At 67.6% G+C, this 20,658-nt stretch carries 31 protein-coding genes; 28 read left to right on the top strand and 3 right to left on the bottom strand.

Annotated elements, in window-relative coordinates; all coding sequences use genetic code 11:
* Window positions 1-17: 17 nt before the first annotated feature.
* From rplV to truA, 25 genes are all read left to right on the top strand, one after another.
* Window positions 18-365 (top strand): 50S ribosomal protein L22, encoded by a 348-nt coding sequence (gene rplV, locus BG482_RS19800; RefSeq protein WP_003974262.1) that lies wholly within the window; start codon window positions 18-20, stop codon window positions 363-365.
* A complete protein-coding gene (gene rpsC / locus BG482_RS19795; RefSeq protein ID WP_069770398.1) occupies window positions 365-1,198 on the top strand; it encodes a 30S ribosomal protein S3 in 834 nt (277 codons plus the stop codon). The genes rplV and rpsC overlap by 1 nt, the downstream gene beginning before the upstream one ends.
* 5 nt (window positions 1,199-1,203) lie before the next feature.
* Complete coding sequence (gene rplP, locus BG482_RS19790; protein ID WP_006140905.1) at window positions 1,204-1,623, top strand: 50S ribosomal protein L16; 420 nt, start codon at window positions 1,204-1,206, stop codon at window positions 1,621-1,623.
* A complete protein-coding gene (gene rpmC / locus BG482_RS19785; RefSeq protein WP_003998824.1) occupies window positions 1,623-1,847 on the top strand; it encodes a 50S ribosomal protein L29 in 225 nt (74 codons plus the stop codon). The genes rplP and rpmC overlap by 1 nt, the downstream gene beginning before the upstream one ends.
* Entirely contained in the window at window positions 1,847-2,137 is a 291-nt protein-coding gene (gene rpsQ, locus BG482_RS19780) for a 30S ribosomal protein S17 (protein WP_069770397.1), read from the top strand. Before rpmC ends, rpsQ begins: the two co-directional genes overlap by 1 nt.
* 97 nt (window positions 2,138-2,234) lie before the next feature.
* On the top strand, window positions 2,235-2,603 hold the full coding sequence (gene rplN / locus BG482_RS19775; protein ID WP_003998823.1) for a 50S ribosomal protein L14: 369 nt from the start codon (window positions 2,235-2,237) through the stop codon (window positions 2,601-2,603).
* 2 nt (window positions 2,604-2,605) lie between these two features.
* The gene (rplX, locus tag BG482_RS19770; protein ID WP_030039760.1) at window positions 2,606-2,929 is read left to right on the top strand and encodes a 50S ribosomal protein L24; all 324 of its coding nucleotides are present in this window, start codon (window positions 2,606-2,608) and stop codon (window positions 2,927-2,929) included.
* Window positions 2,929-3,486, top strand: coding sequence for a 50S ribosomal protein L5 (rplE, locus tag BG482_RS19765; RefSeq protein WP_030788262.1), 558 nt, complete (start codon window positions 2,929-2,931; stop codon window positions 3,484-3,486). Before rplX ends, rplE begins: the two co-directional genes overlap by 1 nt.
* A 5-nt stretch (window positions 3,487-3,491) precedes the next feature.
* Window positions 3,492-3,677, top strand: coding sequence for a type Z 30S ribosomal protein S14 (locus BG482_RS19760; protein ID WP_030890724.1), 186 nt, complete (start codon window positions 3,492-3,494; stop codon window positions 3,675-3,677).
* A gap of 209 nt (window positions 3,678-3,886) precedes the next feature.
* Complete coding sequence (gene rpsH / locus BG482_RS19755) at window positions 3,887-4,285, top strand: 30S ribosomal protein S8 (RefSeq protein ID WP_057607912.1); 399 nt, start codon at window positions 3,887-3,889, stop codon at window positions 4,283-4,285.
* A 24-nt stretch (window positions 4,286-4,309) separates the two neighbouring features.
* Window positions 4,310-4,849 (top strand): 50S ribosomal protein L6, encoded by a 540-nt coding sequence (gene rplF, locus BG482_RS19750; RefSeq protein WP_057584674.1) that lies wholly within the window; start codon window positions 4,310-4,312, stop codon window positions 4,847-4,849.
* A 3-nt stretch (window positions 4,850-4,852) separates the two neighbouring features.
* Complete coding sequence (gene rplR, locus BG482_RS19745) at window positions 4,853-5,236, top strand: 50S ribosomal protein L18 (RefSeq protein ID WP_057584673.1); 384 nt, start codon at window positions 4,853-4,855, stop codon at window positions 5,234-5,236.
* A gap of 41 nt (window positions 5,237-5,277) precedes the next feature.
* The gene (gene rpsE / locus BG482_RS19740; RefSeq protein ID WP_013001409.1) at window positions 5,278-5,886 is read left to right on the top strand and encodes a 30S ribosomal protein S5; all 609 of its coding nucleotides are present in this window, start codon (window positions 5,278-5,280) and stop codon (window positions 5,884-5,886) included.
* Entirely contained in the window at window positions 5,886-6,068 is a 183-nt protein-coding gene (rpmD, locus tag BG482_RS19735; protein WP_060901490.1) for a 50S ribosomal protein L30, read from the top strand. Before rpsE ends, rpmD begins: the two co-directional genes overlap by 1 nt.
* Window positions 6,069-6,070: 2 nt before the next feature.
* On the top strand, window positions 6,071-6,526 hold the full coding sequence (rplO, locus tag BG482_RS19730) for a 50S ribosomal protein L15 (protein WP_069770396.1): 456 nt from the start codon (window positions 6,071-6,073) through the stop codon (window positions 6,524-6,526).
* Between the two features lie 259 nt (window positions 6,527-6,785).
* Entirely contained in the window at window positions 6,786-8,099 is a 1,314-nt protein-coding gene (gene secY / locus BG482_RS19725) for a preprotein translocase subunit SecY (protein WP_069770395.1), read from the top strand.
* The gene (locus BG482_RS19720; RefSeq protein WP_069770394.1) at window positions 8,099-8,761 is read left to right on the top strand and encodes an adenylate kinase; all 663 of its coding nucleotides are present in this window, start codon (window positions 8,099-8,101) and stop codon (window positions 8,759-8,761) included. Before secY ends, BG482_RS19720 begins: the two co-directional genes overlap by 1 nt.
* A 100-nt stretch (window positions 8,762-8,861) precedes the next feature.
* The gene (gene map / locus BG482_RS19715) at window positions 8,862-9,698 is read left to right on the top strand and encodes a type I methionyl aminopeptidase (protein ID WP_069770393.1); all 837 of its coding nucleotides are present in this window, start codon (window positions 8,862-8,864) and stop codon (window positions 9,696-9,698) included.
* A gap of 346 nt (window positions 9,699-10,044) precedes the next feature.
* The gene (infA, locus tag BG482_RS19710) at window positions 10,045-10,266 is read left to right on the top strand and encodes a translation initiation factor IF-1 (RefSeq protein WP_003948620.1); all 222 of its coding nucleotides are present in this window, start codon (window positions 10,045-10,047) and stop codon (window positions 10,264-10,266) included.
* Window positions 10,267-10,339: 73 nt separating this feature from the next.
* Window positions 10,340-10,453 (top strand): 50S ribosomal protein L36, encoded by a 114-nt coding sequence (gene rpmJ / locus BG482_RS19705; protein WP_003998809.1) that lies wholly within the window; start codon window positions 10,340-10,342, stop codon window positions 10,451-10,453.
* Between the two features lie 219 nt (window positions 10,454-10,672).
* Window positions 10,673-11,053: a 30S ribosomal protein S13 gene (gene rpsM / locus BG482_RS19700; protein ID WP_020132619.1), complete on the top strand. Its 381-nt coding sequence runs from the start codon at window positions 10,673-10,675 to the stop codon at window positions 11,051-11,053.
* 70 nt (window positions 11,054-11,123) lie between these two features.
* The gene (rpsK, locus tag BG482_RS19695) at window positions 11,124-11,528 is read left to right on the top strand and encodes a 30S ribosomal protein S11 (protein WP_010354218.1); all 405 of its coding nucleotides are present in this window, start codon (window positions 11,124-11,126) and stop codon (window positions 11,526-11,528) included.
* 148 nt (window positions 11,529-11,676) lie between these two features.
* Entirely contained in the window at window positions 11,677-12,699 is a 1,023-nt protein-coding gene (locus BG482_RS19690) for a DNA-directed RNA polymerase subunit alpha (protein WP_003966937.1), read from the top strand.
* 118 nt (window positions 12,700-12,817) lie between these two features.
* The gene (rplQ, locus tag BG482_RS19685; protein ID WP_069770392.1) at window positions 12,818-13,303 is read left to right on the top strand and encodes a 50S ribosomal protein L17; all 486 of its coding nucleotides are present in this window, start codon (window positions 12,818-12,820) and stop codon (window positions 13,301-13,303) included.
* 164 nt (window positions 13,304-13,467) lie between these two features.
* Window positions 13,468-14,325: a tRNA pseudouridine(38-40) synthase TruA gene (truA, locus tag BG482_RS19680; RefSeq protein ID WP_069770391.1), complete on the top strand. Its 858-nt coding sequence runs from the start codon at window positions 13,468-13,470 to the stop codon at window positions 14,323-14,325.
* Between the two features lie 31 nt (window positions 14,326-14,356).
* On the opposite strand, the gene BG482_RS19675 is transcribed toward truA, so the two are convergent.
* On the bottom strand, window positions 14,357-15,232 hold the full coding sequence (locus BG482_RS19675; protein WP_069770390.1) for a hypothetical protein: 876 nt from the start codon (window positions 15,230-15,232) through the stop codon (window positions 14,357-14,359).
* A 436-nt stretch (window positions 15,233-15,668) separates the two neighbouring features.
* On the opposite strand from BG482_RS19675, the gene rplM reads away from it, so the two are divergent.
* From rplM to glmM, 3 genes are all read left to right on the top strand, one after another.
* Window positions 15,669-16,112, top strand: coding sequence for a 50S ribosomal protein L13 (gene rplM, locus BG482_RS19670; protein ID WP_020132189.1), 444 nt, complete (start codon window positions 15,669-15,671; stop codon window positions 16,110-16,112).
* Between the two features lie 44 nt (window positions 16,113-16,156).
* Entirely contained in the window at window positions 16,157-16,678 is a 522-nt protein-coding gene (rpsI, locus tag BG482_RS19665) for a 30S ribosomal protein S9 (protein ID WP_069770389.1), read from the top strand.
* A 345-nt stretch (window positions 16,679-17,023) separates the two neighbouring features.
* Entirely contained in the window at window positions 17,024-18,382 is a 1,359-nt protein-coding gene (glmM, locus tag BG482_RS19660; RefSeq protein ID WP_069770388.1) for a phosphoglucosamine mutase, read from the top strand.
* A gap of 177 nt (window positions 18,383-18,559) precedes the next feature.
* On the opposite strand, the gene BG482_RS19655 is transcribed toward glmM, so the two are convergent.
* Entirely contained in the window at window positions 18,560-19,498 is a 939-nt protein-coding gene (locus BG482_RS19655) for a DUF389 domain-containing protein (protein ID WP_069770387.1), read from the bottom strand.
* Between the two features lie 16 nt (window positions 19,499-19,514).
* Window positions 19,515-20,483, bottom strand: a complete 969-nt coding sequence (gene coaA, locus BG482_RS19650) for a type I pantothenate kinase (RefSeq protein ID WP_069770386.1) — start codon at window positions 20,481-20,483, stop codon at window positions 19,515-19,517.
* Between the last annotated feature and the right edge of the window lie 175 nt (window positions 20,484-20,658).

Below are 20,658 nucleotides of genomic sequence, written 5' to 3'. Positions count from 1 at the left end.
ACACTGGAAGGACAACCATGGAAGCCAGGGCCCAGGCGCGGTACATCCGCGTCACGCCCATGAAGGCCCGCCGGGTGGTGGACCTTATCCGTGGCATGGACGCCACGGAGGCTCAGGCGGTCCTGCGTTTCGCCCCGCAGGCCGCGAGCGTGCCGGTCGGCAAGGTGCTTGACAGCGCCATCGCCAACGCCGCGCACAACTACGACCACACTGACGCAGACAGCCTCTTCATCTCCGAGGCCTACGTCGACGAGGGCCCGACCCTGAAGCGGTTCCGTCCGCGCGCCCAGGGCCGCGCCTACCGGATCCGCAAGCGGACCAGCCACATCACCGTGGTCGTCAGCAGCAAGGAAGGGACCCGGTAATGGGCCAGAAGGTTAACCCGCATGGGTTCCGGCTCGGCATCACCACGGACTTCAAGTCCCGCTGGTACGCCGACAAGTCGTACAAGGAATACGTCGGAGAAGACGTCGCCATCCGTCGGATGATGACGTCCGGCATGGAGCGCGCCGGCATCTCGAAGGTGGAGATCGAGCGCACCCGTGACCGGGTCCGCGTCGACATCCACACCGCGCGTCCGGGCATCGTCATCGGCCGCCGCGGCGCCGAGGCCGACCGTATCCGTGGCGACCTGGAGAAGCTGACCAAGAAGCAGGTCCAGCTGAACATCCTCGAGGTCAAGAACCCCGAGGTCGACGCTCAGCTGGTGGCCCAGGCCGTCGCCGAGCAGCTCTCCTCCCGCGTCTCCTTCCGTCGCGCCATGCGTAAGAGCATGCAGTCGGCGATGAAGGCGGGCGCCAAGGGCATCAAGATCCAGTGCGGTGGCCGCCTCGGCGGCGCCGAGATGTCCCGCTCGGAGTTCTACCGCGAGGGCCGTGTGCCCCTGCACACGCTCCGCGCGAACGTGGACTACGGCTTCTTCGAGGCCAAGACGACCTTCGGCCGCATCGGCGTGAAGGTCTGGATCTACAAGGGCGACGTCAAGAACATCGCCGAGGTCCGCGCCGAGAACGCTGCTGCCCGCGCCGGCAACCGCCCGGCCCGTGGCGGCGCCGACCGCCCGGCCGGCCGTGGTGGCCGTGGTGGCGAGCGTGGCGGTCGCGGTCGTAAGCCGCAGCAGGCTCCCGCTGCCGAGGCCCCCAAGGCCGAGGCTCCGGCGGCTGCCGCTCCGGCTGAGAGCACCGGAACGGAGGCCTGACCGACATGCTGATCCCCCGTAGGGTCAAGCACCGCAAGCAGCACCACCCGAAGCGCCGTGGTCAGGCCAAGGGCGGTACGACGGTCTCGTTCGGCGAGTACGGCATTCAGGCCCTCACGCCGGCGTACGTGACCAACCGCCAGATCGAGGCGGCCCGTATCGCCATGACCCGCCACATCAAGCGTGGCGGCAAGGTCTGGATCAACATCTACCCGGACCGCCCGCTCACGAAGAAGCCTGCCGAGACCCGCATGGGTTCCGGTAAGGGTTCTCCCGAGTGGTGGATCGCGAACGTGCACCCGGGACGGGTCATGTTCGAGCTGTCCTACCCCAACGAGAAGATCGCCCGTGAGGCCCTCACTCGCGCAGCCCACAAGCTGCCGATGAAGTGCCGGATCGTCAAGCGCGAGGCAGGTGAAGCGTGATGTCGGCCGGTACCAAGGCGTCCGAGCTGCGCGAACTGGGTGACGAGGAGCTTCTGGCGAAGCTCCGCGAAGCCAAGGAAGAGCTGTTCAACCTCCGCTTCCAGGCGGCGACGGGTCAGCTCGAGAACCACGGTCGGCTCAAGGCCGTCCGTAAGGACATCGCGCGGATCTACACCCTGATGCGTGAGCGCGAGCTGGGCATCGAGACGGTGGAGAGCGCCTGATGAGCGAGAGCAACGTGACCGAGAACACCACGACCGAGGCCCGCGGCTTCCGTAAGACCCGTGAGGGTCTGGTCGTCAGCGACAAGATGGACAAGACCGTCGTCGTCGCCGTCGAGGACCGTGTGAAGCACGCGCTGTACGGCAAGGTCATCCGCCGTACGAACAAGCTCAAGGCTCACGACGAGCAGAACGCCGCGGGCGTCGGCGACCGTGTCCTCCTCGCGGAGACCCGGCCGCTGTCCGCCACGAAGCGGTGGCGCGTCGTCGAGATCCTCGAGAAGGCCAAGTAATCCTCCTGCGGGCAAACTCGCAGGACAGTTCCGCCAGGCTCCGGGAGCCGCTCGCTGAGCGGCTCCCGGGGAACCGGCAGACAAACAGGAGATAGACGTGATCCAGCAGGAGTCGCGACTGCGTGTCGCCGACAACACTGGTGCGAAGGAAATCCTTTGCATCCGTGTGCTCGGTGGCTCCGGTCGCCGCTACGCGGGCATCGGTGACGTCATCGTCGCCACCGTCAAGGACGCGATCCCCGGTGGCAACGTGAAGAAGGGTGACGTCGTCAAGGCGGTCATCGTTCGCACCGTCAAGGAGCGCCGCCGTCCGGACGGCTCGTACATCCGCTTCGACGAGAACGCCGCCGTCATTCTGAAGAACGACGGCGACCCTCGCGGCACCCGCATCTTCGGCCCGGTCGGGCGCGAGCTGCGCGAGAAGAAGTTCATGAAGATCATCTCGCTGGCTCCGGAGGTGCTGTAAGCATGAAGATCAAGAAGGGCGACCTGGTCCAGGTCATCACCGGTAAGGACAAGGGCAAGCAGGGCAAGGTCATCGCGGCCTTCCCCCGTGAGGACCGTGTCCTGGTCGAGGGTGTCAACCGGGTCAAGAAGCACACGAAGGCCGGTCCGACCGCCAAGGGCTCGCAGGCCGGCGGCATCGTGACCACCGAGGCCCCGATCCACGTGTCCAACGTTCAGCTGGTCGTGGAGAAGGACGGCAACAAGGTCGTCACGCGCGTCGGTTACCGCTTCGACGACGAGGGCAACAAGATCCGCGTTGCCAAGCGGACGGGTGAGGACATCTGATGGCTACCACCACCACTCCGCGTCTGAAGACGAAGTACCGCGAGGAGATCGCGGGCAAGCTGCGTGAAGAGTTCTCCTACGAGAACGTCATGCAGATCCCCGGCCTCGTCAAGATCGTGGTCAACATGGGTGTGGGCGACGCCGCCCGCGACTCCAAGCTGATCGAGGGCGCCATCCGCGACCTCACCACGATCACCGGTCAGAAGCCGGCCGTCACCAAGGCCCGCAAGTCCATCGCGCAGTTCAAGCTGCGCGAGGGTCAGCCGATCGGTGCCCACGTCACGCTTCGTGGCGACCGCATGTGGGAGTTCCTGGACCGCACCCTGTCGCTCGCGCTTCCGCGCATCCGCGACTTCCGTGGTCTGTCCCCCAAGCAGTTCGACGGCCGTGGCAACTACACCTTCGGTCTCACGGAGCAGGTCATGTTCCACGAGATCGACCAGGACAAGATCGACCGTGTCCGGGGTATGGACATCACCGTGGTCACCACGGCGACCAACGACGCTGAGGGCCGCGCGCTCCTTCGTCACCTCGGCTTCCCCTTCAAGGAGGCGTGAGCGAGATGGCGAAGAAGGCTCTGATCGCTAAGGCTGCTCGCAAGCCCAAGTTCGCTGTGCGCGCTTACAACCGCTGCCAGCGCTGCGGTCGTCCGCACTCCGTGTACCGCAAGTTCGGCCTCTGCCGTGTGTGCCTTCGTGAGATGGCTCACCGCGGCGAGCTGCCGGGCGTGACCAAGAGCTCCTGGTAAACCCCTAAATAAGGGTTCCAGAGGCTCTCGGTAAGCAATGGGCGTGTCAGGTGCCCGTCCTTCCATGCCGTAGGCTGGGAGGGTTGGGCGCCTGACGCCCGTACGACTTACTACGCCGTAGGTCCACCGCGCCGCACCCGTCCCGTCTCGGATCGGGGAGAGGGATGGCGCACCAGGAAACCCCGGCGAGAGAGGCCACAGGCCAATTCATGACCATGACTGATCCGATCGCAGACATGCTTACGCGTCTGCGGAACGCGAACTCGGCGTACCACGACTCCGTGACGATGCCGGCATCGAAGATCAAGTCTCACATCGCGGAGATCCTCCAGCAGGAGGGCTTCATCACCGGCTGGAAGGTCGAGGACGCCGAGGTCGGCAAGAGCCTCGTTCTCGAGCTGAAGTTCGGCCCGAACCGTGAGCGCTCCATCGCGGGCATCAAGCGGATCTCCAAGCCCGGTCTCCGGGTTTACGCGAAGTCCACCTCCCTGCCCAAGGTGCTCGGTGGCCTCGGCGTGGCGATCATCTCCACGTCGCACGGTCTCCTCACCGACAAGCAGGCCGGCAAGAAGGGCGTAGGCGGAGAAGTTCTCGCCTACGTCTGGTAGCGGAAGGGAACGGAGGAAACAGCTATGTCGCGTATTGGCAAGCTCCCTATCACGGTTCCCGCCGGCGTGGACGTCACCATCGACGGCCAGACGGTCTCGGTCAAGGGCCCCAAGGGCTCGCTGACCCACACCGTCGTTTCGCCGATCGAGATCGCCAAGGCTGAGGACGGCGTCCTGAACGTCACTCGCCCCAACGACGAGCGTCAGAGCAAGGCCCTGCACGGCCTGTCCCGCACGCTGGTGGCGAACATGATCACCGGCGTGACCGAGGGTTACGTGAAGAAGCTCGAGATCAGTGGTGTCGGTTACCGCGTGACCGCGAAGGGCTCGAACCTCGAGTTCGCGCTCGGTTACAGCCACCCGATCACCGTCGAGGCGCCCGAGGGAATCACCTTCAAGGTGGAGACCCCGACCCGCTTCCAGGTCGAGGGCATCGACAAGCAGAAGGTCGGCGAGGTTGCGGCCAACATCCGCAAGCTGCGCAAGCCCGACCCGTACAAGGCCAAGGGTGTCAAGTACGAGGGCGAAGTCATCCGCCGCAAGGTCGGAAAGGCGGGTAAGTAAGCCATGGCATACGGACAGAAGATCCTCAAGGGCGACGCTTACAAGCGTGCCGCGATCAAGCGTCGCCACATCCGGATCCGTAAGCACATCTCGGGTACGGCGGAGCGTCCGCGCCTGGTCGTGACGCGCTCCAACCGCCACATCGTGGCCCAGGTCATCGACGACATCAAGGGTCACACCCTGGCGTCGGCGTCGACCCTGGACACCACGATCCGCGGTGGTGAGGCCGACAAGTCCTCGCAGGCCAAGCAGGTCGGCGCCCTGGTCGCCGAGCGCGCCAAGGCTGCCGGTGTCGAGGCTGTCGTGTTCGACCGTGGTGGTAACCAGTACGCCGGGCGCATTGCCGCCCTGGCGGACGCCGCCCGCGAAGCCGGACTCAAGTTCTGAGTCGGTTCCGTAGCTAGCGGAAACAGAGAGAGGTAATTCCAATGGCTGGACCCCAGCGCCGCGGTGGCGGTGCCGGTGGCGGCGAGCGGCGGGACCGGAAGGGCCGTGACGGCGGCGCTGCTGCCGCCGAGAAGACCGCGTACGTTGAGCGCGTCGTCGCGATCAACCGTGTCGCCAAGGTTGTGAAGGGTGGTCGTCGCTTCAGCTTCACCGCGCTGGTCGTGGTGGGCGACGGTGACGGCACCGTGGGTGTCGGATACGGCAAGGCCAAGGAGGTGCCGGCCGCCATCGCCAAGGGCGTTGAGGAGGCCAAGAAGCACTTCTTCAAGGTCCCCCGTATCCAGGGCACCATCCCGCACCCGATCACGGGCGAGAAGGCCGCGGGCGTCGTCCTGCTCAAGCCTGCTTCCCCCGGTACCGGCGTTATCGCCGGTGGCCCGGTGCGTGCCGTGCTCGAGTGCGCCGGCGTTCACGACATCCTGTCGAAGTCGCTCGGTTCGTCGAACGCGATCAACATCGTGCACGCGACCGTGGAGGCCCTGAAGGGCCTGCAGCGTCCCGAGGAGATCGCGGCCCGCCGCGGTCTGCCCCTCGAGGACGTCGCCCCCGCGGCTCTGCTTCGTGCGCGTGCCGGGGCTGGTGCTGCGTAATGGCACAGCTCAGGATCACGCAGACGAAGTCGTACATCGGCAGCAAGCAGAACCACCGTGACACCCTGCGTTCGCTCGGGCTCAAGCGCCTGAACGACGTGGTCGTCAAGGAGGACCGCCCCGAGTTCCGCGGAATGGTGCACACCGTCCGCCACCTCGTGACGGTCGAGGAGGTCGACTGATCATGGCGGAGAACAACCCGCTCAAGATCCACAACCTCCGTCCCGCCCCGGGCGCCAAGACCGCGAAGACCCGTGTGGGTCGCGGTGAGGCGTCGAAGGGTAAGACGGCCGGTCGTGGTACCAAGGGCACGAAGGCCCGTTACCAGGTTCCGGAGCGCTTCGAGGGTGGGCAGATGCCCCTCCACATGCGTCTCCCGAAGCTCAAGGGCTTCCGGAACCCGTTCAAGACCGAGTTCCAGGTCGTGAACCTCGACAAGCTGGGCGCGCTGTACCCGGAGGGTGGCGAGGTCACCGTCGAGGGGCTCGTCGCCAAGGGCGCCGTTCGCAAGAACAGCCTCGTCAAGGTCCTCGGCCAGGGCGAGATCTCCGTGGCGCTGCAGGTGACGGTCGACGCCGTCTCCGGCTCCGCCAAGGAGAAGATCACCGCCGCCGGCGGTACCGTCACCGAGCTCATCTGAACATCTCAGGTGTCTCGATGACTTGAGCGATCCCGACCGGGGATACCCCACAAATGGGGTATCCCCGGTTGGTCGTTCCTAGGGCAGGTGTGTCGCGGGTATGGTGACCAGCACTGCCCACTTTTCACAAGGTTCTCCCAAGGGGGCACCTTGAGCGGCAGTCGACCGTTACTCATGTCGTTGTCGTAAGTCGTTGTTTTTATTGGCCCCTCAAGACCGTCACCCTTGACGCAGATGCGCGGGGGTCGCAGGAGGCACCGTGCTCACCGCGTTCGCCCGGGCGTTCAAGACGCCCGACCTGCGCAAGAAGCTCCTCTTCACGCTCGGGATCATCGTGATCTACCGGGTCGGGACGCACATCCCGATCCCTGGTGTCGACTACACGTCCGTTCAGCGGTGTGTGGACGAGGCGTCCGGCAACCAGGGCCTCTTCGGTCTGGTGAACATGTTCAGCGGCGGCGCGCTGCTGCAGATCACCATCTTCGCGCTGGGCATCATGCCGTACATCACGGCGAGCATCATCCTTCAGCTGCTCACCGTGGTCATCCCGCGTCTGGAAGCCCTGAAGAAGGAGGGCCAGGCCGGTACGGCGAAGATCACGCAGTACACCCGCTACCTGACCGTGGCGCTCGCCATCCTGCAGGGCACCGGCCTGGTGGCCACGGCCCGCAGCGGCGCCCTGTTCTCCGGCTGCTCGGTCGCGTCCAGCATCGTCCCGGACCAGGCGATCTTCACGACCATCACCATGGTCATCTGCATGACCGCCGGCACGGCCATGGTCATGTGGCTCGGTGAGCTCATCACCGACCGCGGCATCGGCAACGGCATGTCGATCCTGATGTTCATCTCGATCGCCGCGACGTTCCCCTCCGCTCTGTGGGCCATCAAGAAGCAGGGCACGCTGGCGGACGGCTGGATCGAGTTCGGCACCGTCATCCTGGTCGGCCTCGTCATGGTCGGTCTGGTGGTCTTCGTCGAGCAGGCCCAGCGCCGGATCCCCGTGCAGTACGCGAAGCGCATGATCGGCCGCCGGTCCTACGGCGGCACCTCGACGTACATCCCGCTGAAGGTGAACCAGGCCGGTGTGATCCCGGTCATCTTCGCCTCGTCGCTGCTCTACATCCCCGCCCTGGTCGCTCAGTTCTCCAGCGGACAGTCCAGCTGGAAGACCTGGATCGAGACCAACCTGACCAAGGGCGACCACCCGATCTACATCAGCATGTACTTCCTGCTGATCGTTTTCTTCGCGTTCTTCTACGTGGCGATCTCCTTCAACCCCGAGGAAGTCGCCGACAACATGAAGAAGTATGGTGGCTTCATCCCGGGCATCCGGGCTGGCCGACCGACCGCTGAGTACCTGTCGTACGTGCTCAACCGGATCACCTGGCCGGGTTCGCTGTATCTGGGTCTTATCGCTCTTGTACCGACGATGGCGTTGGTTGGCTTCGGGGCAAGCCAGAACTTCCCGTTCGGTGGTACCAGCATCCTGATCATCGTGGGTGTCGGTCTCGAAACGGTGAAGCAGATCGAGAGCCAGCTCCAGCAGCGCAATTACGAAGGGTTCCTCCGCTGATGCGTATCGTCCTCGTCGGGCCGCCGGGCGCCGGAAAGGGAACGCAGGCCACGAAACTGGCCGAGAAGCTCCGCGTTCCGCACATCTCCACGGGCGACCTGTTCCGCGCCAACATCAGCCAGCAGACGGAACTCGGGAAGCTCGCGAAGTCCTACATGGACGCCGGCAACCTCGTCCCCGACGAGGTCACCATCGCCATGGCCAAGGACCGCATGGAGCAGCCGGACGCCGAGCGAGGCTTCCTGCTGGACGGCTTCCCGCGCAACGTCTCGCAGGCCGAGGCGCTCGACGAGCTCCTCACCACCGAGGGCATCAAGCTGGACGCGGTACTGGACCTGGAGGCCCCGGAGGAGGAGGTCGTCAAGCGGATCGCCGGTCGGCGCATCTGCCGCAACGACTCCGCGCACGTCTTCCACATCTCGTACAAGAAGCCTGCCGAGGACGGCGTCTGCGACGTCTGCGGCGGCGAGCTGTACCAGCGCGACGACGACTCCGAGGAGACCGTCCGCACGCGGCTCGAGGTCTACCACACGCAGACCGAGCCGATCATCGACTACTACAAGGCGCAGGGCCTGGTCGTGACCATCGAGGCCATGGGCCCCGTGGACGAGGTCACCGGCCGTGCGCTGGCGGCGCTGAAGCGCGAGGGCGACGACCAGTAGTCGTCGGCCCGGATACGGCCGTGGAGTCCTCCGGGACCCCACGGCCGTACTGTTGTGTACGTACGTGACCGACCTGAGTGACGGAGAGCGCAGGCCCCCCATGGTGCAGATCAAGAGCCCCGAGCAGATCGCCAAGATGCGCGCGGCGGGGTTGGTCGTCGCCGCCATCCACGCGGCCACCCGGGAGGCGGCGGTGCCGGGTGCGACGACGATGGACCTCGACCTCGTCGCCCGCAAGGTCCTCGCGGAGCACGGCGCGAAGTCGAACTTCCTGGGCTACGGCGGCTTCCCCGCGACGATCTGCACCTCGGTGAACGACGTGGTCGTCCATGGCATCCCCTCCGGCGAGGTCGTCCTCAAGGACGGCGACGTGATCTCGATCGACTGCGGCGCGGTCGTGGACGGCTGGCACGGCGACGCGGCGTACACCGCCTTCGTCGGCTCCGGCCACGCGCCGGAGGTGGTCGAGCTCTCCCGGGTGACGGAGGAGTCGATGTGGGCCGGCATCGCGGCCATGAAGCTCGGCAACCGCCTGGTGGACGTCTCGCGGGCCATCGAGACGTACATCCGCCGCCAGCCGAAGCCCGGCGGCGGCCGCTACGGCATCATCGAGGACTACGGCGGTCACGGCATCGGCACCGAGATGCACATGGACCCGCACCTGCTGAACTACGTCGACCGCCGACGGGGCAAGGGGCCCAAGCTGGTGCCCGGCTTCTGCCTCGCCATCGAGCCGATGGTCTCGCTCGGCACTCCCCGGACCGAGGTCCTGGAGGACGAGTGGACCGTCATCACGACGGACGGGACCTGGTCGTCGCACTGGGAGCACTCGGTGGCGTTGACCGAGGAGGGGCCGCTGGTGCTCACGTCTCCCGACGGGGGCAGGGCGAAGCTGGCCGAGCACGGGATCACGGCGGCGCCGGACCCGCTGGGCTGAGGCGCCCGCCGGCGGTGTGGCCGTGGGCCGGGCCTGGGGTTCGCTCCGGCGTGGGCCCGGGGAAGGTCCCGGCCCGGGAGGCTGCTGCCGCTGGGCCCCCGTCTCGGCCCCGTCAGGGCCTCGTCCTCGAACGCCCGACGGGCTGAAGGGCAGCGCTTCGTCCTGGATTGCCCCGAGGTGGTCTCTCGGTTAAGGATCTCCCCTGTGGGGCAGACTTCTCGATTCGTGTTTCAGCTAGGGCTGACGTAGACTGACTCGTCGGCTCTCGTGCACCCGCATGTCCGCATGCGCCCGTAAGGGAAAAGGCGGGGGAGCCGATCAAGGTAGTCGATTCGAAGGGCGAAGCGTGGCCAAGAAGCAAGGTGCCATCGAGATCGAGGGCACTGTCGTCGAGTCTCTGCCGAACGCCATGTTCAAGGTCGAGCTCCAGAACGGCCACCAGGTCCTGGCACACATCAGCGGCAAGATGCGTATGCACTACATCCGTATCCTCCCTGACGACCGGGTCGTGGTGGAGCTGTCTCCGTACGACCTGACGCGTGGCCGGATCGTCTACCGGTACAAGTAGATCTTGCCCGTACCTTCGTGCGCCCTCACGGGCGTTCGGGGCTGTTGGCAACTGACCCGGAGAACCTCACCCAATGAAGGTCAAGCCGAGCGTCAAGAAGATCTGCGACAAGTGCAGGGTGATCCGCCGTCATGGGCGGGTCATGGTCATTTGCGAGAACCCGCGCCACAAGCAGCGCCAGGGCTGACCGCACACGGATCACACCCTCTGCACCGATATCGCAGAGACTTCGCGCGACGCGAGCTGAATTTGTTCATACGCAGGGCCCGGACGGGATGTCCCGTCCGATACCCCCGGTTCGGAGGCCGGGGACCCAGTCCGTACCAAATCTTCTGCACGACAGAAGAGGCCGGCGGCTGGGGGTCGGTTCTGCGGAAGACCTCCGAGGATCAACTGGAGCCATTGAATGGCACGCGTTTCCGGTGTCGACATCCCGCGCGAAAAGCGTGTGGAGGTCGCCCTCACCTACGTGTTCGGCATCGGCCGGACCCTTTCCCAGGAGACGCTGGCTGCGACCGGCGTCGACCCGAACACCCGCGTTCGCGACCTCTCCGAGGAGCAGCTCGTCGCGATCCGCGAGTACGTGGACGCCAACATCAAGACCGAGGGTGACCTTCGTCGCGAGATCCAGGCCGACATCCGCCGCAAGGTGGAGATCGGTTGCTACCAGGGTCTCCGTCACCGTCGTGGTCTGCCGGTCCGCGGTCAGCGCACCAGCACGAACGCTCGTACCCGCAAGGGCCCGCGTCGCGCCATCGCCGGCAAGAAGAAGCCGGGCAAGAAGTAGTCCTCAGCGGACAACGCTTCATCAGCGGTCTTCGCTGTAGGACCGACCACCTCCCCGTAGGAGTTTGTAGATGCCCCCCAAGGGTCGTCAGGGCGCTGCCAAGAAGGTGCGCCGCAAGGAAAAGAAGAACGTCGCGCACGGCCAGGCGCACATCAAGAGCACGTTCAACAACACGATCGTGTCCATCACGGACCCGGCCGGAAACGTGATCTCGTGGGCCTCCGCCGGCCACGTCGGTTTCAAGGGCTCGCGCAAGTCCACGCCGTTCGCCGCGCAGATGGCCGCCGAGTCGGCTGCCCGTCGCGCGCAGGAGCACGGCATGCGCAAGGTCGACGTCTTCGTCAAGGGCCCGGGCGCCGGTCGTGAGACCGCCATCCGTTCCCTGCAGGCCACCGGCCTCGAGGTCGGCTCGATCCAGGACGTCACGCCGACCCCGCACAACGGCTGCCGTCCGCCCAAGCGTCGCCGCGTCTGATCTGACGTACGGCTGCTTGGACTGAGGATTTCGGGCGGTACGGGCCTTCGGGGCCGTATCGCCCGTACCCTTGCACGTACCACCGTCAGGCTCCGCCTGGTGTATCAGGGCATCAAATAGTGGGTGCCCCTGACTGAAGGATCTCCACATGCTGATCGCTCAGCGTCCCTCGTTGACCGAAGAGGTCGTCGACGAGTTCCGCTCCCGGTTCGTCATCGAGCCGCTGGAGCCGGGCTTCGGCTACACCCTCGGCAACTCCCTCCGCCGCACCCTCCTGTCGTCGATCCCCGGCGCTGCTGTCACCAGCATTCGCATCGACGGCGTCCTGCACGAGTTCACCACCGTGCCGGGCGTCAAGGAGGACGTCACCGACCTGATCCTCAACATCAAGCAGCTGGTCGTCTCCTCGGAGCACGACGAGCCGGTCGTGATGTACCTGCGCAAGCAGGGCCCGGGTCTGGTCACCGCCGCCGACATCGCGCCCCCGGCCGGTGTCGAGGTGCACAACCCCGACCTCGTCCTCGCCACGCTGAACGGCAAGGGCAAGCTGGAGATGGAGCTGACCGTCGAGCGCGGTCGCGGTTACGTCTCCGCCGTGCAGAACAAGCAGGTGGGCCAGGAGATCGGCCGTATCCCGGTCGACTCCATCTACTCGCCGGTTCTGAAGGTCACGTACAAGGTCGAGGCCACGCGTGTCGAGCAGCGCACCGACTTCGACAAGCTGATCGTCGACGTCGAGACCAAGCAGGCGATGCGTCCCCGTGACGCCATGGCCTCCGCCGGTAAGACGCTGGTCGAGCTGTTCGGTCTCGCCCGCGAGCTGAACATCGACGCCGAGGGCATCGACATGGGCCCGTCCCCCACGGACGCCGCCCTGGCCGCCGATCTGGCGCTGCCGATCGAGGAGCTCGAGCTCACCGTTCGGTCGTACAACTGCCTCAAGCGCGAGGGCATCCACTCCGTGGGTGAGCTCGTGGCGCGTTCCGAGGCCGACCTGCTCGACATCCGCAACTTCGGTGCGAAGTCGATCGACGAGGTCAAGGCGAAGCTGGCCGGCATGGGCCTGGCCCTCAAGGACAGCCCGCCCGGATTCGACCCGACCGCCGCCGCCGACGCCTTCGGCGCCGACGACGACGCGGACGCGGGCTTCGTGGAGACCGAGCAGTACTGATCGGTCCCGACCTCCGGGGTCCGTGCGAGCGGACCCCGGATCTCCGACAGGCGACCGCCTGCTCGGATACTGACCCCAGTACCTGATACGGCCGGGGCAGACACCTAGGAGAAACACCATGCCGAGGCCCACCAAGGGCGCCCGTCTGGGCGGCAGCGCTGCGCACGAGAAGCTCCTCCTCGCGAACCTCGCGAAGTCGCTGTTCGAGCACGGCCGCATCACCACCACCGAGGCGAAGGCGCGCAAGCTGCGCCCGTACGCCGAGCGTCTGATCACCAAGGGCAAGAAGGGCGACCTGCACAACCGTCGCCAGGTGCTCCAGGTGATCACGGACAAGAGCGTCGTCCACACGCTCTTCACCGAGATCGGCCCGCGTTACGAGAACCGTCCCGGTGGCTACACCCGCATCACCAAGATCGGTAACCGTCGTGGCGACAACGCGCCCATGGCTGTCATCGAGCTGGTCGAGGCGCTGACGGTCGCGCAGGAGGCGACCGGCGAGGCCGAGGCCGCCACGAAGCGTGCGGTCAAGGAGACCGAGGAGGCCAAGGTCGAGGAGACCAAGGCCGACGAGGCTCCCGCCGAGGAGTCGAAGGACGCGTAAGCGTTCTGCCGGGGGCTGTGCGTTTGCGGCTGCGTCTTCGTGGTGGCCTGTCGTGCCCACGCGGCGGAGCCGCATGACACCGTCCCGCGCCCCCTTAGGGCGATTGCGGGTCCGTTCCCTTCCGGGGGACGGGCCCGCTTTTGTGTTGCTGAGAGGATCCAGGAGTGAGTGACGAAGTACAGCCCGGGTTCGTCCGGGTGCGGCTGGACCTGTCCTACGACGGTTCCGAGTTCTCCGGGTGGGCCAAGCAGGCCGGGGGACGGCGGACCGTGCAGGGGGAGATCGAGGACGCGCTGCGGACCGTCACGCGGTCCGGTGGAACGACGTACGAGCTGACCGTGGCCGGGCGGACCGACGCCGGCGTGCACGCGCGGGGGCAGGTCGCCCATGTCGATCTGCCGGAGGAGGTCTGGCGCGAGCACCACGGGAAGCTGCTGAAGCGGCTCGCCGGGCGGCTGCCTCGCGATGTGCGGGTGTGGGCGCTGCGGGAGGCCCCCCACGGCTTCAACGCGCGGTTCTCGGCGATCTGGCGGCGGTACGCCTACCGGGTCACCGACAATCCCGGCGGGGTCGATCCCCTGCTGCGGGGCCATGTCCTGTGGCACGACTGGCCGCTCGACGTGGACGCCATGAACGAGGCCGCGGAGCGGCTCCTCGGGGAGCACGACTTCGCCGCGTACTGCAAGAAGCGGGAGGGGGCGACCACCATCCGCACGCTTCAGCAGCTGAGCCTGGTCAAGGGGGCCGACGGGATCATCACCGCCACCGTCCGCGCCGACGCCTTCTGCCACAACATGGTGCGCTCGCTGATCGGCGCGCTGCTGTTCGTGGGGGACGGGCACCGCGGGGCCGAGTGGCCCGGGAAGGTGCTCGCCGCGGGCGTACGGGACTCGGCCGTGCACGTGGTGCGGCCGCACGGGCTGACGCTGGAGGAGGTCGGCTACCCGGCCGACGAGCTGCTCGCCGCGCGCAGCAGGGAGGCGCGCAACAGGCGGACGCTGCCCGGGGCCGGTTGCTGCTGACCCCGTCCGCCCCGCGCGGGGCCCGGGACGGTCAGCCGGCGGCGGCCGACGCCTGGGCCTCGCCGCGGCGGCGGATCTGCTGGAACGCGAACTTGGACAGATCGTCGCCGGCGGTGAAGACCGCCGTGTCCTTCGTCGTGACGTTCTTGCCGTTGGTGAAGCCCGTGAGCGTGAAGTAGGCGTACCGGCCGTAGGAGTTGGTCGTGGAGCGGCAGATCGCGCCGTCGCAGAACGCCTTGACGTCCCCGCCGGACAGGGCCTTGACGATGCTCTTGTTGTCAGCGGCCTGGCTCTTGACCTTGAGGGCCTGTGCCTCGGTGTCGAAGACGGCCACCCCGACGGTGACCGCGATGCCGTCCTTGGTGTAGGTGACGCGCATGACGCGGGTGCAGCCGTTGGCCGTGAGGATCTTGGGCAGGGTCCCCGCGGCGCCCGTGGCGCAGGTGGCGCTGTCCGCCTTGGGGCCCTTCTTGTACACGGCCGAGCCCATGGTCAGCTGGGTGCCGGGAAAGAGCAGGTCAGGACCGTTGGGGGCGGTGTCCTTGGTCTTGCTGGAGATGAATTCCTTGGGGTCCAGCGGGGGCGGTGCGCTGGTCGGCGCGAAGGACGGGGTGCCGGACGCGCTCGGCAGTCCTGCGGCCCCGGGCAGCGAGGACGTCGGCTTGTTTGCCTCGTTGCTGCCGTTCGCCGACATCACGGCCATGGCCACGGCGGTGCCCACGGCGACCGTGGCGAGCACGCCGCCGCCTATGAGGAGCAGCCTGCGGCGCCTGTTGCGCGTCTCGGACGCCTCGGCGAGCGCGGCCCAGTCCGGGGTCCGCCCGTCATCGCCGGTGGCCCACGGCTGCTGGGAGTTCGGTTTCCACGGATCCCACTGGGACTGAGGTCCCCCCTGCCCATAGCTCATGGGGCGCATCTTAGACGGGAGGCGGGGGGTGCTGTTCCGCCTCAACGGGGGTGGAAGCCCGCGGCCTTCGGGGCGGGAGTGCGGGCAAAGGCGACATCTCCGGGTGGTTGGTACGGCGTTGTCCCAGGCCGACGGGCGGGGTGTGGCGCGGGACACTCCGGGGGGATGTTTCCGGTCGTCTTCCGGTGGCGAGCCTGACATGTTCACGTGCGTGGTTCGGCCCCGTTTTGACCCGGCCCCCAGGACACGGGTATTCTGCTTCTTCGTTGTGTATTGGCTTGCTCTTCTCACGGGACGGGCCCTTACACCGGTCCACCGGGCCGATGACCAGCGACCAGCACGCGGTTTGCGTCACCGCAGTGCGGTCAGGGCTGTCGTGATCGTCTTCGGTGACCTTGTCAGGACCAATTCACTGAAGAAGCGAAGGCTACGAACCGTGCGTACGTACAGCCCCAAGCCCGGCGATGTGACGCGCCAGTGGCACGTCATCGACGCTCAGGACATCGTCCTGGGCCGTCTCGCCACCACTGCCGCGTCCCTTCTGCGGGGCAAGCACAAGCCGATCTACGCGCCCCACGTCGACACCGGTGACTTCGTCATCATCATCAACGCCGACAAGGTGCACCTCTCCGGCAACAAGCGGACCCAGAAGATGGCCTACCGCCACTCGGGTTACCCGGGCGGTCTGCGCTCCGTGCGCTACGACGACCTCCTCGCGAACAACCCGGAGAAGGCCGTCGAGAAGGCCGTCAAGGGCATGCTCCCCAAGAACACGCTCGGCCGTCAGATGCTCTCGAAGCTGAAGGTCTACAAGGGTGACGTGCACCCGCACGCGGCGCAGCAGCCCGTGCCGTTCGAAATCACCCAGGTCGCGCAGTAAGTCCGGCCACACCACCCCAAGCTGAAGAGAATCTGAGGAGAACCGTGGCCGAGACCACTGCCGAGCAGCCGCTCGAAGAGACCGAGCTCGTCGACATCGACAGCTACACCACCGAGTCCGAGGTCCCCGTCGAGGGTGAGTACACCTCGGAGTCCCTGGCGTCCCGCTTCGGCGAGGCCCAGCCCGCGGCCGGCCTGGGCCGTCGCAAGAACGCCATCGCCCGCGTCCGGATCGTTCCGGGCTCCGGGAAGTGGAAGATCAACGGTCGCACCCTCGAGGACTACTTCCCGAACAAGGTGCACCAGCAGGAAGTCAACGAGCCCTTCAAGGTGCTCGAGCTCGACAACCGCTACGACGTCATCGCCCGTATCTCGGGTGGCGGCGTCTCCGGTCAGGCCGGTGCGCTCCGTCTCGGTGTCGCCCGTGCGCTGAACGAGGCCGACGTCGACAACAACCGCGGCGCCCTCAAGAAGGCCGGCTTCCTCACGCGTGACGACCGCGCGGTCGAGCGCAAGAAGGCCGGTCTCAAGAAGGCCCGCAAGGCCCCGCAGTACAGCAAGCGCTAAGCTTCGCTGCCTGCTCGTACGTATCACGGGTCGGACCGGTTTCCGGTCCGCCCGCACGTACTCCGAACGCCCCGGCGGCACGCCACAGTGTCGCCGGGGCGTTCGTTTTCTCGCAGCCGTGGGCGTATAACGGCACAAGGTGCTCAAAGGCTTGTGCGATCGGATGTTCAGGGCATCAAATGCCTGAATGCGGCGCCGGAACGCGGTGCCTGGACGCGGTGCCCGAACGCGGCGCTGGGATGCGGTGCCCGAACGCGGTGCCGGGACGCGGGAGCCGCCGCGGACCGGTCGGCCGCCCGACGGGCCCGCAAGGCTTTTGAAACTGACGCTTCCTCAGGAGGACAAGTGGGACGACTCTTCGGCACGGACGGCGTGCGCGGTGTCGCCAACGCGGATCTGACGGCGGAGCTGGCGCTCGGCCTCTCGGTCGCGGCGGCGCACGTGCTGGCCGAGGCGGGGACGTTCGAGGGACACCGACCGGTGGCCGTCGTCGGACGGGACCCGCGTGCGTCCGGGGAGTTCCTGGAGGCCGCCGTGGTGGCCGGCCTGGCGAGTGCGGGTGTGGACGTGCTGAAGGTCGGCGTGCTGCCGACGCCCGCCGTCGCGTACCTCACCGGCGTGCTCGGCGCGGACCTCGGCGTGATGCTCTCCGCCAGCCACAACGCCATGCCCGACAACGGCGTCAAGTTCTTCGCCCGCGGCGGCCACAAGCTCGCCGACGAGCTGGAGGACCGGATCGAGTCGGTCTACGAGGAGCACCGCACCGGCGCTCCCTGGGACCGCCCGACCGGCGGCGGCGTCGGTCGCGTGCGTTCGTACAGCGAGGGGTTCGACCGCTATGTCGCCCACCTCATCGCCGTCCTGCCGAACCGGCTCGACGGGCTGAAGATCGTCCTGGACGAGGCGCACGGCGCCGCGGCGCGGGTGTCGCCCGAGGCGTTCACGCGGGCCGGCGCGGAGATCGTGACCATCGGGGCCGAGCCGGACGGGCTCAACATCAACGACGGGTGCGGCTCGACGCACCTGGACAAGCTCAAGGCCGCGGTCCTCGAGCACGGGGCCGACCTCGGCGTCGCGCACGACGGGGACGCGGACCGGTGCCTCGCCGTGGACCACACGGGCGAGGAGATCGACGGCGACCAGATCCTCGCCGTGCTGGCCCTGTCCATGCGGGAGCGGGGCGTGCTGCGCTCGGACACCGTTGTCGCGACCGTCATGTCCAACCTCGGCTTCAAGCTCGCCATGGAGCGCGAGGGCATCCAGCTGGTGCAGGCCGCCGTCGGCGACCGGTACGTGCTGGAGGAGATGAAGCAGCACGGCTACGCGCTGGGCGGCGAGCAGTCCGGGCACGTGATCATCCTCGACCACGCGACGACCGGCGACGGCACGCTGACCGGGCTGATGCTGGCGGCTCGCGTCGCCCAGAGCGGACGGTCGCTGCGGGAGCTGGCCTCCGTGATGGAGCGGCTGCCGCAGGTCTTGATCAATGTTCCGGACGTCGACAGGTCCCGGGTCGGGGACTCGGCCGAACTCGCGACCGCCGTGGACGAGGCGGAGCGGGAGCTCGGCTCCACCGGACGGGTGCTGCTGCGGCCCTCCGGGACCGAGCCGTTGGTGCGGGTGATGGTCGAGGCGGCCGACATCGACCAGGCGCAGGCTGTCGCCGGGCGCCTTGCGGATGTGGTGAAGTCGGCGCTCGGTTAGCCCACTGCGGCTGGTCCGATCCGGTCCGATCCGGCCCGGGGCGGGGCTGGACCGGGCTGGGCGGGGGCTCCGCGCGGTGCGGGCTGCGGCTGCGGGATGCGCCCCGCCGTGCCGTGCCGGCGCGGCCGAGCCGCATCTCCGCAGGGCCTGCGCGGCCCCTGGGCTCAGCAGCTCGCGCTATCCGGCGTGCTCCCGTTGCCGTTGCTTCGACCAGAACCACTTCTGGGCCAGCAGGGTAAGCGTGCCGGCCAGGACGATGCCCAGCAGGTTCAGCAGGAGCTGTTCCGTGGAGCCCCAGGTCTGGCGGGTGTCGCCGTAACTGAGGGCCACGGCCGCGTTCGCGGCCGCCGGGACCGTCGTCACCGAGATGGCGACGCCGACCAGGGCGCCGGACTTCGCCGACGTCAGGGAGAGGGTGCCGGCGGCTCCGGCCAGCAGGGCGACGATGAAGGAGAAGGCGTCGGGGGCGTAGACGAAGCCGGTCTGGGGGCGGTCGGCCTCCAGTTGCTCCATGCTGAACTGGCCGATCGCGTCCATGAAGAGGCTGAAGCCGACGGTCACGGTCATCGCGGCCGCGAAGCCGACCAGCAGGGCGATCAGTGAGCGCAGCGCCAGGCGGGGCGCGCGTTGCACGATCGACGTGGAGATGCCGGCCAGCGGGCCGAACTCCGGGCCCACCGCCATCGCCCCCACGATGAGGACCGCGTTGTCGAGGACCACACCGCAGGCCGCGATCATCGTGGCGAGCGTGATGAACGCGACGTAGGTGACGGAGAGCGTCGACTCCTCGTGGCTGGCGTCGGTGAGGTGCTCCCACAGGACCGCGTCCGCGCCCTCGCCCGGCGCCTCCTCCTCGGCCTTGTCGGCGCGCAGGGAGAGCGACAGGTCGATGTTCTCCACGGCGATCGAGCCGGTCTTGTCCAGGCCCAACTCCTGTAGCCCGGTGAGGAGTTCGTCCCCCGCCTCGCGTGCCACGTCGCACAGGACGACATCGCCGGCCGGGTTGCGGGCGGCTCCCGGCAGGACGACGACGTGGGTGGTGCCGACGGTTTTCTCGATCAGCCGGACCGCGGACTCGGTGGTGTCCGACGGGGTGATCAGGCGCAGGTGAAGCATGGGGGCAGGGTAGCCGTCAGAGTTTGCGCAGACTCAGGCGTCGTACCTTGTGGTCCTGGCCCTTGCGGACCACGAGGGTGGCCCGGCCGCGGGTCGGGGCGATGTTCTCTACCAGGTTGGGCTTGTTGATGGTGCGCCAGAGACCGCGGGCGTAGTCCACGGCCTCCTCCTCGGAGACCTGGGTGTACTTCCTGAAGTACGAGTCCGGGTTCTGGAAGGCGGTCCGGCGCAGTTTCCGGAACCGGTTGAGATACCAGCGCTCGATGTCCTCGGCGCTCGCGTCGACGTACACGCTGAAGTCGAAGTAGTCGGCGAGGCCGACCCGGGTGCGGCCGTCCTTGCCGGGGAGCGCGGGCTGCAGCACGTTCAGGCCCTCGACGATGAGGATGTCGGGGCGGCGGACGGTGAGCTTGCGGTCCGGCACGATGTCGTAGATCAGGTGGGAGTAGACGGGGGCCGTGACCTCGCCCTTGCCGGCCTTGATGTCGGCCACGAAGCGGGTCAGGGCGCGCCGGTCGTACGACTCGGGGAAGCCCTTGCGGGACATCAGACCGCGGGCTTCCAGTTCCCGGGTCGGGAGCAGGAAGCCGTCAGTGGTGACCAGTTCCACGCGGGGATGCTCCGGCCAGCGGGAGAGCAGGGCCTGCAGGAGGCGGGCGACCGTCGACTTGCCCACCGCCACGGAGCCCGCGACGCCTATCACGAACGGGGTGCCGGACTGCGAGCCCTGTTCGCCGAGGAAGGTGTTGAGCGCGCCGCGCAGACCGTCCGTCGCGCCGACGTAGAGGTTGAGCAGGCGGGACAACGGAAGGTAGATGTCACGCACCTCGTCGAGGTCGATGACGTCGCCCAGACCGCGCAGCTTCTCGACCTCCTCGGCCGTCAGCGGCAGTGGGGTCTTCTCGCGCAGCGCGCTCCACTCGCTTCGGGTGAGATCGAGGTAGGGAGTCGCCTCCGGCCTGTGCCGGTGGGCGCTCCGGGGCATCGGGGAGACCGGGGAGATCACACTCCATTGTTAACGGAGTTTGAACGGGACGGCAGGTGGGCTCCGTCACGCTCGTCCCGATCCGGCCTCCCGCGTGCCCGACCGGCTCGCCCCGGCCGGGCCGGTCGACGATGTGACGGGCGGCGCGACGCGGCTCGCGCGTCGGGCGGGGGCA

It is taken from the genome of Streptomyces sp. LUP30, assembly GCF_001746365.1.
In the GTDB taxonomy this organism is placed as follows: domain Bacteria; phylum Actinomycetota; class Actinomycetes; order Streptomycetales; family Streptomycetaceae; genus Streptomyces.
The sequence above is the reverse complement of the archived record's forward strand: the minus strand, read 5'-3'. Positions and strand labels throughout refer to the sequence as shown.